The sequence below is a fragment of the Mailhella sp. genome, assembly GCF_057866825.1.
Map to the genome: position 1 here is coordinate 1 of NZ_DBMAHT010000070.1, position 9,877 is coordinate 9,877.

Below are 9,877 nucleotides of genomic sequence, written 5' to 3' on the forward strand. Positions count from 1 at the left end.
CCCAAAGCCCGCCTTGTGGACACGGAAGACGTGAGCGTCATCTATCTTCTGGCCGAGGAGCCCAAGCACTATTACGAGTTCGCGAGCTTCGGCTAGCCTCATGCCGGAGCGCCCGTCCCGGAAGCGGCCTTCGGCCGCCTTCACGGGCACGAAGTTCGGAGCATCCCCGTCCTGCGGCGACGCGCTGCGCTTCAGCGTCCGCTCCGGCATGCACTCGCAACCGGGCATTGCCCTAACCCTGCATTTCATCGGCGGCCTTTGCCGCTTCCAGTTTCTCAGGAGTCACCATGGCCGAATCCCGTCAGACCGTTTCCGAAACCCTTGCCGGCATCGTCGAGCGCAGACCCGTACTCGCGCCGGTGCTGAACGCGTTCGCCCCTCTGCTTGAGGCGCGTTCCGCGCTGCCGGAAAAGCTTTCCCCCATGATTGAGGAAAGCGGCTTTGTCCTGCCCCCCTGGCGGCAGGAACGGGCGCAGCAGGGGGCGCCGCTTCTGGCCGGAGCCAGCCTGAAGGGACTTTTCCCCCTTCTGCGGAAATCGGCCGACGAGCTGCTGCCGCTTCTGGAAGCGCTGCCCGGCATGAACGGATACGCCGACGCGCTCACCTCGTTCTTCCAGAAGGAAGAGATGTGCATGCGCGCCGCCGACACGCTCCTCACCGGGCACGAAACCGCGCTCGCCGAGGCCGCGGAAGAAACGCATCTGCCGCCCGCCGTGCTGCTGTTTGCGCTGGAGGTCGTGGTCGGACCCGTTCTGCGGGCCCTGGCGCTGAAGTACGACGCCCCGTGGGACGAACGCGCTTCCTCCTGGATGCAGGGTTTCTGCCCCGTATGCGGCTCCTTCCCGTCCATCTCCTATCTGGACAAGCGCGTCTTTGACGAAAAGAACGCCTTTCTGGCCGGAGGCGGAGGAAAAAAACATATGCATTGCGCTCTGTGCGGCACCGAATGGCACTTCCGGCGCGGGGCCTGCCCTTCCTGCGGAAAGGAAGGTTCCGGCGTCATGGAATTTCTCCGCGAAAGCGAAAACAGCCGGGGCGAACGCATCGACTGGTGTACCAAGTGCAAGAGCTACTGCCCTACCGTGGACCTGCGCGAATGCGCCGGCACGCCCGACATGGACGCCATGGCGCTGGGCATGATGCATATGGACATTGTTGCCGCTCAGAAAGGGCTGACGCCTCTCAAGCCCTCCTTCTGGAATCAATTCTAGCCACTGCCTCCGGGCACTTCCCCAATCTACCGGGAGAATGCGCATGAAACCGCTTTTTATTCTTACCCTTCTTCTCTCCCTCGCCTGGTGTACGCCGGCGGAAGCTCAGGACTTCAAGGCCAATCTCAAGTATCCGAAAAATCCCATCGTGCTTGGCGGCGAAGTTTCTCCCCGCATGGCGGTCACCTTCAATCACAGCTCCCACAGCAACGTCCCCTGTGATACCTGTCATCACAAGCCCCGCTGCGTCATCTGTCACTACAGTCCTTCGGAAGAAAAGTCGCCCTACGCCTCGTGCAGCAGCAACGCCGGCTGCCATACCGTGCAGGGCAGAAGCAATCAGCAGGACAGCCGCTTCATGGCCTTCCACAGCAGAGAAAGCATGCGCTCCTGCTTCGGCTGCCATCGCAGAATGAGTCTGGAACATCCCGAATTCCAGGGCTGCCGTCCCTGCCACCCCAACAACATCCAGCCGGACGAAGAGAAGTAATTCTCGGCCTCCCCTGATAAAAAAGCCTGCGCCTCGAAAAAACGATGCGCAGGCTTTTTTATGGCAGAAGTCAGGGCTTCCGGGGCAAGGGAAGCGTTGATTGTCCTTATCGAAGATTATTGTCTCTCCCTCTTGGGAGGGCTCTTTCTCAACGCTTGCCGAGTCGTTGAGAAGTTTTTCTGCTGCGCGGACAAGAATCCGACAGTCGTTCCGCCTGTACTGATCGGCTGATTTATTTCGCTATTCCTGCTCCCGGACAGGCCTGATGACGGCCGCCTCATGCATTCCCCGCTGTGGCGACAACATACCAGCATACAAGAAGCAGCGTTTTCAAAGTTCATTGCGCAGACGAATTTCGGCCTTTTGGAACTTCCCGCCCGACGGAGCACTTTCGGCCTAAAAAAGGGGGCCCACCGGCATAGCCGGTGGTTCCTCTTATGCGCCTGTAAGGCTTTCTTACCAGCCGCGCCCTAGCAGGCGCATGTACGGTCTGACATCTGCATTTCTGTTACCGGCGGCCCGTAAACGGGCTTCCGGCGTATGGGATGCTCAGCTGTTCGCCGAGTTTATCCTCGGCCAGTTGATGCCTGATGTACTCAGCTATCTTTGCCTTATTCTTACCCACCGTGTCGACATAGTAACCACGGCACCAGAACTCCCGATTACGATATTTGAACCTCAACTCACCAAACTGCTCATATATCATCAGGCTGCTCTTTCCTTTCAAATATCCGACAAACGCCGATACACTCATTTTGGGCGGTATCTCTAGCAACATATGGATATGGTCGGGACAACATTCTGCTTCTACTATGTTCACCCCCTTCCACTCACATAATTTCCGCAATATTTCTCCTATGACTCTTTTCTTCTCACCATAGAAAACCTGTCGGCGATATTTTGGTGCAAAGACTATGTGATATTTGCAGTTCCATTGCGTATGCGCTAACTTCTTTGTGTCACCCATTGTGACCTCCTTTTGATTTGCTTATGGGCGCAGTTGCCAGACCGCACCTCTTTCTTAGCAAATCAAAAGGAGTGTTTATAACCTACGCATAACTATAAGTTTTCGGGAACCCCCAGCCTAGCTGGGGGTTTTCTTTTAACCAAAAAAACGCCCCGGAACAACATTCCGAGGCGTTTCTTCGACGTTGAAAGTGGTGCCGAGGGACAGAATCGAACTGCCCACACGGGGATTTTCAGTCCCCTGCTCTACCAACTGAGCTACCTCGGCACAACAAAAGGCAATGTACTGCAGCTTTCGACAAAAGGCAAGAACTTTTTTACGTTCAGTTCTCTTCCTATTCCGTAAGATTGCCCGGGCCCTTGGGAATGGAGGCCTCGACAATGCGCACCTTGTAGTCGCTGGCTTCCGCCGGAGGATTGACGAAGATGATCGTAAAGGGAACTTCATTGCCCGGCAGCACGTTGGTGTTGGCTTCCACGATGTCGAGCTTGTTGTTGAGCACCTTGTCGAGTTCTTCCTTGTCGAGCAACTCCAGCTGGAAGGAGCTCATGCTGTTGCCGGCAAGCTGCTGCTGCGAAATCAGCTTGTTGCCGTTCGCGTCGTCCAGTTCCGCCTCCAGCCTGATGAGCTCGCGGGGCGCGGGGAAGTTGTTCTTCACCTTGCCTTCAATGATGACAAGGTTGCCCACCTTCTCGTTCTTCACCTGATACTGACGCACATCCTGCAGCACAAGCTCGCTCACCAGCGACAGGGGATCCGAAGGATCCGCCGTCTCCAGACCGAGATAGGGAGCCACCAGGCCCTTCAACCCGTCCAAGTAATGGGTGTTCTGCCACATCCAGCCGCAGCCGGCCGCAAGCGCGAGACACACCAGAAAGCTCGTCAGACGGGGAAGGATGGAACTCTTTTTGCGGGGCATGTCCAGACCACCGAACGACGAGGCACTGCCGTCGCCGTCGAGCCTGAGTCCCTGCGAGGGGCGTCTTTCCCTTACGCGATCTCTGCCGCCGTGTACGTCGGCAGGCTCGTCCATCGCGAGCTCAAGTCCGCCGTTCCGGGAACTGCGGGGGCTTGAGCCGCCAAGAGACAGGCCGCCTTCGTCATGACGCTCGGGCGCGCGTTTTTCCGGTCTGTCGCCGGCCAGTTCGAGACCGCCGCCTCGGGTCGATTCTCTGCCCTTTTCCTCACCGCCGAGAGAAAGTGCGGGAGGATCGGTCTTTTCTTCCAGCGGAAGCGTAAAAATATGACGGCAGACCGAACAGCGGAGCTTGGCGCCGGGTCTCACCTTTTCATCTGGCAGACGATAGACCGTGTTGCATTGAGGGCAGGTAACGTTCATGAAACAATCTCCATCATTATGTGATAGCACCGAGACCATACACCGCCTGCATCAGCAGTCAAGCAGCTCGTAGATGCCGGGAAGCGTGCGATAGCGTTCGGCATAGTCGAGGCCGTATCCCACAATGAAGCCCGCGGGCAGATCAAAGCCCACGAAGTCGGAATGCACGTTGAATTCCCGGCGTTCCTTCTTGTCCACGAGCGCGGCAAGCCGTATGGACTTCGCTCCCCGCGAGGAAAAATACCGCATGAGAAAGTCCATGGAACGCCCGGTGTCCACGATATCCTCGACAATGAGCACGTGACGGCCTTCGAGAGAAATTTCCACGTCCTTGGTGATCTGCACGTGCTCGCTGCTGCTCGCCTGATCGCCGTAGCTGGCAAGACGCACGAAGTCAATGAGCACGTCGGACTTCATGGCGCGGACCAGATCGCTGAAAAAGGGAAAGGCTCCCTTCAGCACGCACACGGCCACCACGCTTTCTTCTCCGTAAACGGCGTCTATCTGGGCGGCCATTTCCTCGACGCGTCGCTGAATGACCGCCGCACTGAATATTTCCTTCATCTGATTCATGCGCACTACCGTCTGATGAGACTCATGAGAAACTGTTTCATTTCCGGTCCGGGCACGTAGCCCGCCTCGCTCGCCTCGATATGTCCGTCTCTGTTGTAAATGACGTTGAAGGGAATGGCGTCTATCCTGTAGGCGCGGGAAAGTTCCTCTCCGCCGTAGTACACGGGATAGGCTCCCATCATGCCCATGGACTTCACAAAGGAATCCGCCTCGCGGATGTTCTGGTCGATGGCAATGCCGATGATGAGCAGATCCTCCTCGGGAATTTCCTTTCTCATTTTAATGAGTTCCGGAATTTCCCGACGGCACGGCCCGCAGAACGCGGCAAAGAAATTCACCAGAATCACCTTGCCGTGATTGGCGGCCAGTTCATCGAGAAGTTCATAGGTATGCACGGGTTTCAGCTGGGGGGCCTTGTCCTGACCGAACGCCACGGAGGAAGGAAGCGTCAGCGCGAGGGCGACGACGCCCGTCAGCAACACTCCCGCCATGCGACGGAAAAAGCCCAGCGGCCTTGTTTTCATAATAATCTCCTTTTCCTCAGAACATAAGCCCGCGGAAGGCTTTTCTTCCGCGAACTTTTTTAGGTGTACTGAAAATCGTTGAAAACGCCAACCTTAAACTATAGGATACATTCCGGCAATCACGCTTCCACCCCCGGAGGCACGCCGAAATAAGGATGACTCCATGACGAAAATTTCCGATGCGCATGAAGCGGAGCTGCTCGCATCTGCCGATGAAAAGCCGGCCCGCGCTTCTGCTCGTGTCAAAAAAACAAAAAAATCCCGCAAGGATACGGATATCATCGATATCACTGCGACTCCGGTTTCAGACGACTCCGGTACTCCCGCTGCGCCTTCGGGAAAAAACGCGGACGAGTCCGAAAAAAAATCAGGCAGGCGCAAAGGCCGCGCTGCAAAAACGAAGATTTCGCCCGACGTCGAGCCCGTGGAAGACGACGAAATCTCCGCCGACAACGCCCCGTCCGACGCTCCGGACGACGATGCCGACGACTCCCCCGAGGTGATGGAAGCGGAACTCGAACAGGCCCGCGACGGCGAGCTTCTTCCCGACGACGCCTCGCTCGACGAGCACTTCGACGACTTCGACGACAACGGCCGCGTCATTGACCTGGGCAGCAATCTCCCCGCCATTGCGGAAGACCGGCTGCCCAGCGTGCCCATGCGCGACAATCTGCAGAACTATCTGCGCGAAGTGAGCAAGTTCCCGCTGCTGGAGCCGGAAGAGGAAACCGAACTCGCCCGCCGGGTGCGCGACAACGGCGATCCCAAGGCGGCGTTCCGTCTGGTGTCCTCGCATCTGCGCCTTGTGGTGCGCATCGCCATGGACTTCCAGCGCCGCTGGATGCAGAACGTGCTCGACCTCATTCAGGAAGGCAACGTGGGTCTTCTGCGCGCCGTGAACAAATTCGATCCCGACAAGGGCATCAAGTTTTCCTACTACGCCTCGTTCTGGATCAAGGCCTACATTCTCAAGTTCATCATGGACAACTGGCGCATGGTGAAAATAGGCACCACCCAGGCGCAGCGCAAACTTTTCTACAACCTGAACCGCGAACGTCAGAAGCTCATTCTTCAGGGCTTCGATCCCGACGCGGCCCTGCTTTCGGAAAAGCTCGGCGTCACGAAGGATCAGGTGGAGGAAATGCAGCAGCGTCTCGACTCGGGCGACGTGTCTCTCGATCTGCCCGTGAGCGACGACAGCGGCAGCGCCTCCCGCATGGACTTTCTGCCCGCGCTCGGTCCCGGCGTGGAGGAAGGCATTGCCGATTCGGAAGTATCGCGCCTTGTCCGCGACAGCATCCACGAACTCATTCCTTCCCTTTCGGAAAAGGAAGTCTATATTCTGGAGCACAGACTGCTCACCGACGAACCGGCCACGCTCCGGGAAATCGGCGAGCGCTACCATGTTACCCGTGAACGCATTCGCCAGCTGGAAGCGCGCCTGCTGGAAAAACTGAAAGAACATCTCGGGCGCGAGATCAAAGACTTCTCGGAAGAATGGATACAGCCATAGCTCTTCCGCCGCACAGGACATCCATGTTCACCCATATTCCATCCCTTTTCCGAGTCCGGAGGCGTCTGTCTTCCTTCACTCCGGCGCAGCGCCTGATGTTCGCCTCAACCCTCGCGCTCCTGCTGCTGCCCGCAGGCTGCGCCACGGGCAACGGCCCCGTCGCCGGAGAGAACGACGTGCTCTCTCCTATCAGACTCGCGCCGCAGGCTCCCTCGCAGCGGGCCGAACTCATCTTCGCCCAGCTCAAGCTCGACAGCGCCCTCGGCCGCAACGACCGCGAAGCCGTCATCGACGCCTCCAACCGTCTGCTGGAATTCGGCACCGGAACCTATCGCCTGCCCTCTTCCGCGCCCATCATCGACGCGGCCATCTGGCTGCTCGCCCACGACTGCGAAAAGGACGCCGCCCCGCTCATCCGGAAGGCTTCCGCCCAGATGCCCGACGATCTTGCGCTGGTATCCCTTCAGGCCGATCTGCTCATCCAGAACAACAAGAGAAATGAAGCCATCAGCCTGCTGCGCAACTTTGCCGGCAAACATCCCGCCGACGGTCAGGCGCAGGCGGAGCTGGCCCTCGCTCTTCTGCGCAGCGCCCAGCCGCAGGAAGCCATGAAGGTGTTCCGTCAGATTCCCGAAAAGCAGCTGACGCCGCAGATACGCTTCGCCTACGCGCAGGCGCTGAACGTGTCCGGCCGCTTTGCCGACGCAAAACGTCAGCTTGAAGTCGCCGTGAAGGAAGATCCCGAATACTCCGAGGCATGGCAGCTTCTCGCGCTCACGCAGGAAGAGCTCGGCCATCCCAAGGAAGCGGAAAAAATCTACCGCACCCTGCTGGAAAACGATCCCGACAACCGCAGCGCGCGTCTTTTCCTGCTCCGCCTCATGCTGCAGGAGGACAACATGGACGCCGTGGTTTCCATGGTCGCCTCCACGCAGGATCCGCTGCACTTCGCCGTGGCCGCGGCGGCCATGCTCATGGACGAAAAACACCCGGATCAGGCCGAAAAGCTGCTCTCCCGCCTCGAAAAGCAGGAGGGCATGCCGGACGGACTTTTCTTCTATCATGCGGCGCTGCTTTATGAATCCAACGCCGACGTCAACCGCGCGCTCGACTATCTCGAAAAGGTGTCCTCCCAGAGCCCGGAATACGACAAGGCCCTGCGCATGAAGGTGCGCATTCTGTACGAGCAGAAGCGCATTCCCGAAGCGCTCCGGGCACTCGACGCGCTGCGCGTGCTTCATCCCGAAGACGCGGAGCCCCTGCTGCTCGCCTCGGAACTGTACGCCGGACAGAAGAATTTCGACGCCGCGGACAAGGCCGTGACCGAGGCTCTGCGCCTGCATCCCGACAACGAAGGCGCGGCCTTCCAGCAGGCCTATCTGCAGGAGCTGCGGGGCAACAGAAAAAAAGCCATGGAACTCATGGAAAAATTCATTGCCCGCTACCCCGACAACGCGCTGGCGCTCAACTACGTGGGCTACAATCTGGCCGACGGCAACAGGGATCTCGACCGGGCCTACCGGCTCATCCAGCGCGCCGTGGAGCTGGAACCCGACGCGGACTTCATTCTTGATTCCCTGGCCTGGGTGCAGTACCGCCGCGGCAAGCTCGACGACGCCTGGGAACAGATACAGAAGGCCCTGAACCTCTCCGGCAAGGACGAACCCAAGGATCCCGCCATGCTCGAACACTACGGCGACATTGCCGCGGCCCGGGGCGACGCGGATTCCGCCCGCACAGGCTGGGGTCAGTCCATGGAACTTTTTGAAAAGCTCGGCTATCCCGAAGACGCCGACAGAGTGCGCCTCAAACTGGAAAAACTGCAATGATGACCCGACGCTCCTTTTTTCTTCTCGGTCTTGTGCTGCTGACCGCGCTTACCGGCTGCGGTCCCAAGGGCATGCCCATCGTTCCCGACAGCGACGCCGCCGCCCGCTGGCAGGCGTTCAAGGAACGCTCCGCCCGTCCCGCGAGCTACGACGTGCTCTCCGGCAGTCTTCGTTTCGGCCCGGTCAACGACACCCGGAGAGTGACCTATCTGCTCTGGTCCGCCGCCACCGGCGGGCCTGCCGTGCAGGATCATCAGGGTACGGCCGGTCTTGACGATGCGGAACGCAATCCCGGCTTTTCCGACGATGAACGCACCATTCGCCTCGAAGTGAACGCCGGTGTGGGAGCCAATGTGGCCAAGGCCGTGTTTGAAAACGGACAGATGCTGCTCGTGCTGCCCCGCGACGAAAAGGCCTACGCCGGAGCCGAAACCCCGGACACCCTGCGCAGACTGCTGGGTCTGCCGCTGCCCATGCGCATGAACAGGCTCAACGACTTTCTCGCCGGACGCTATCTCTCCGCTCTTGACGTCCCCGCCCCGGAGCGCTACCTCACCGGAGGTGACGGCAACATCATCTACAGCTACAGAAGTCACGGCCGCAGCTGCGAACTGGAGCTGAACGCCGACGCGCTTCCCGTCCGCTGGACCATCGACGGCCGCTGGTCGCTGAACATCGCCTGCGACGACAAGGGACTGCCCCGCCGTCTGGACGGCAAAATGGACAACGACGGAAGCGAAATGCGCATGGTGCTGCTCGTCAAGGAGCGTTTGCCTTCCGGCAGCGTGCCCGAATCCGGCATGCAGCTGGAAGTGCCGGCGAACTTCGCCGTCTATTCGCTGGATCAATAACCGGGCGGGTCTGCCCCGCACACAGACATCGCGTCACTACTGGAGACTGACATGAGCATCATCTACATCGCGTCCGACCATGGGGGATTCAACCTTAAAACCTTCCTTGTGCAGTACCTCAAGGAAAAAGGACTCGACGTCCACGATCTCGGTCCTTCCGATCCCGCAAGCTGCGACTATCCGCTCCGGGCCCGCGCCGTGACGGACGCCCTGCTCAAGGATGAAAACGCCGTAGGCGTTCTCGTGTGCGGCACCGGCATCGGCATGAGCATGGCCGCCAACCGCGTTCCCGGCATCCGCGCGGCGCTCTGCACCACCGAATTCCACGCCACCTACGCCCGCGCCCACAACAACGCCAACGTCATCTGCCTCGGCGAACGCGTGACCGGTCAGGGCCTTGCCGCCAGCATGGTGGACGTGTTCCTGAACACGCCTTTTGAAGGCGGCCGTCATCTGCGCCGCATCAATCTGTTCAACAAGTAGCTGCCCGGGAAGAGGCCATGCCGAAAATACGGGAAGTCTATGTCTGCCGTTCCTGCGGAGCGTAGAGCGCGCAGTGGCAGGGGCAATGCCCCAAGTG

The 9,877-nt window shown here is 59.2% G+C and carries 10 protein-coding genes and 1 tRNA gene; 6 read left to right on the plus strand and 5 right to left on the minus strand.

Annotated elements, in window-relative coordinates; genetic code table 11:
• Positions 1-287 precede the first annotated feature (287 nt).
• Entirely contained in the window at positions 288-1,211 is a 924-nt protein-coding gene (locus ACZM96_RS07345; protein ID WP_294488532.1) for a formate dehydrogenase accessory protein FdhE, read from the plus strand.
• A 43-nt stretch (positions 1,212-1,254) separates the two neighbouring features.
• Positions 1,255-1,701 (plus strand): cytochrome c3 family protein, encoded by a 447-nt coding sequence (locus tag ACZM96_RS07350; RefSeq protein WP_294488534.1) that lies wholly within the window; start codon positions 1,255-1,257, stop codon positions 1,699-1,701.
• A 508-nt stretch (positions 1,702-2,209) separates the two neighbouring features.
• Here the strand turns inward: ACZM96_RS07350 and tnpA are convergent.
• The 5 genes from tnpA to ACZM96_RS07375 all read right to left on the minus strand — a co-directional run bounded on the left by tnpA (position 2,210) and on the right by ACZM96_RS07375 (position 5,104).
• Positions 2,210-2,668: an IS200/IS605 family transposase gene (tnpA, locus tag ACZM96_RS07355; RefSeq protein ID WP_489488232.1), complete on the minus strand. Its 459-nt coding sequence runs from the start codon at positions 2,666-2,668 to the stop codon at positions 2,210-2,212.
• A gap of 191 nt (positions 2,669-2,859) precedes the next feature.
• Positions 2,860-2,935: transfer RNA gene (locus ACZM96_RS07360), tRNA-Phe, on the minus strand.
• A 67-nt stretch (positions 2,936-3,002) separates the two neighbouring features.
• Complete coding sequence (locus ACZM96_RS07365) at positions 3,003-4,007, minus strand: DUF3426 domain-containing protein (RefSeq protein ID WP_489488234.1); 1,005 nt, start codon at positions 4,005-4,007, stop codon at positions 3,003-3,005.
• 51 nt (positions 4,008-4,058) lie between these two features.
• Positions 4,059-4,580: a hypoxanthine phosphoribosyltransferase gene (hpt, locus tag ACZM96_RS07370; RefSeq protein ID WP_489488236.1), complete on the minus strand. Its 522-nt coding sequence runs from the start codon at positions 4,578-4,580 to the stop codon at positions 4,059-4,061.
• Between the two features lie 5 nt (positions 4,581-4,585).
• Positions 4,586-5,104, minus strand: coding sequence for a TlpA family protein disulfide reductase (locus ACZM96_RS07375; RefSeq protein WP_346664503.1), 519 nt, complete (start codon positions 5,102-5,104; stop codon positions 4,586-4,588).
• A 424-nt stretch (positions 5,105-5,528) separates the two neighbouring features.
• Between ACZM96_RS07375 and ACZM96_RS07380 the strand changes: the two genes are divergently transcribed.
• The 4 genes from ACZM96_RS07380 (at position 5,529) to rpiB (ending at position 9,780) form a co-directional block, all read left to right on the plus strand.
• Complete coding sequence (locus ACZM96_RS07380; protein WP_489488238.1) at positions 5,529-6,617, plus strand: sigma-70 family RNA polymerase sigma factor; 1,089 nt, start codon at positions 5,529-5,531, stop codon at positions 6,615-6,617.
• A 95-nt stretch (positions 6,618-6,712) separates the two neighbouring features.
• Positions 6,713-8,446, plus strand: coding sequence for a tetratricopeptide repeat protein (locus tag ACZM96_RS07385; RefSeq protein ID WP_489488240.1), 1,734 nt, complete (start codon positions 6,713-6,715; stop codon positions 8,444-8,446).
• A complete protein-coding gene (locus ACZM96_RS07390; protein WP_489488242.1) occupies positions 8,443-9,297 on the plus strand; it encodes a hypothetical protein in 855 nt (284 codons plus the stop codon). The genes ACZM96_RS07385 and ACZM96_RS07390 overlap by 4 nt, the downstream gene beginning before the upstream one ends.
• 51 nt (positions 9,298-9,348) lie before the next feature.
• Positions 9,349-9,780, plus strand: a complete 432-nt coding sequence (rpiB, locus tag ACZM96_RS07395) for a ribose 5-phosphate isomerase B (protein WP_489488244.1) — start codon at positions 9,349-9,351, stop codon at positions 9,778-9,780.
• Positions 9,781-9,877: the final 97 nt, after the last annotated feature.